The 1,145-nt window shown below is 72.3% G+C and carries 1 protein-coding gene and 1 pseudogene; one reads left to right on the top strand and one right to left on the bottom strand.

Features of this window, described 5'->3' with window-relative positions; translation table 11 throughout:
* Window positions 1–108: 108 nt before the first annotated feature.
* Window positions 109–345: a hypothetical protein gene (locus tag FUT87_RS25680; protein WP_091723810.1), complete on the bottom strand. Its 237-nt coding sequence runs from the start codon at window positions 343–345 to the stop codon at window positions 109–111.
* Window positions 346–499: 154 nt separating this feature from the next.
* Between FUT87_RS25680 and FUT87_RS25675 the strand changes: the two are divergent.
* Window positions 500–1,145 (top strand): annotated as a pseudogene (locus FUT87_RS25675) (hypothetical protein); the annotation flags it as partial.

Raw genomic sequence — 1,145 nt, 5'->3', positions numbered from 1 at the left:
CTCTCCCGCAAGCGGGAGAGGGAGCCTTCAGCGGCGCGGCGCGCGCGAGGCGGGTGACGCGGGGGTCACGAGGGGGTGATGGGGGGATGAGGCGGGCGGCACGGCGCGTCAGGGCTGGAAGCCGCCGACGTCGGTGTGGAAGTCGCCGATCTCGGTCCATTCCTGCAGGTTGGCTGGCACGGCGAAACGCTCGGCCAGCGCTTTCGCGGCTTCCTCCGCCGTCGCGAAGGAATCCCCCCACGGCATGCTGTCGTGCTTCACCCGCCAACGCCGTGACAGCCGCGGCTTGATCGTGAATGTGCCCTCCAGACTCTGGAAGACGTATGAGACGGTATCGAGGTCCATGCTGAGCTCCGGAGCGCCTCCGACCCGGCGACCCTAACCCACCGGGCGGCAACTGTCATTCCCGAGTCGCGGATGCGGGGGACGGTCCGGCACTCGCACGGGCGCAGGGCGGCGTGCCGGCGGCGGCATGTCGCTTGCCGCATCCTGCGCACCCATGACACACCCCTGGCGATTCTTCCGGGCGGGCGGCGCCGATCAGGCACGCATCGACACCGCCGGCGACCTCCTCCATCTCCGCGACCTCGACCAGAAGCGCTGGGTCGCGCTGGCCTGTCCCACGCGCGGCCTCGAATTCGACGAACGCACCCTCGACCTGATCGACCTCGATCGCGATGGCCGCATCCGCGCGCCGGAGTTGATCGCCGCCTGCGAATGGGTCGGCGCGCGGCTCAAGGACTGGCAGCCGCTGCTGCGCGGCGAATCGCGGCTGGCGGTGGCGTCGTTGTCCGACACCGAGGAGGGACGGGCGCTCGCCGAGGAACTGCAACGCACGCTGGCGCTGGCGGGACAGGCCGCGCCGGCCGAGCGGTCCGACATCGGCCTGGACGAGATCCGCGAGCGCCAGTCGCACCTCGTCGCGGAGCGGCACAACGGCGACGGCATCGTGTCGGTCGCGGCCTTCGAGGATGCGGGCGACCGCGCGCTGGCGCAGGCCATCGCCGACGTGCTGGGCGCGGTCGCGGATGCCGGCGGCGAGCCCGGGATCGACGAGACGCGCATCCAGGCCTTCTTCGACCAGGCCGCCGCCGTGCTGGCCTGGCATACCGAGGGCGAGGCCGACTGCGCCGGCCGACGCGCCG

It is taken from the genome of Mitsuaria sp. TWR114 (genome assembly GCF_007997345.1).
This window is presented reverse-complemented; position numbering and strand designations above follow the sequence as displayed.

What these genes read in the sequence shown, in the direction of transcription:
- FUT87_RS25680 (WP_091723810.1), bottom strand. Translation starts at nt 345, where the DNA reads ATGGACCTCGATACCGTCTCATACGTCTTCCAGAGTCTGGAGGGCACA.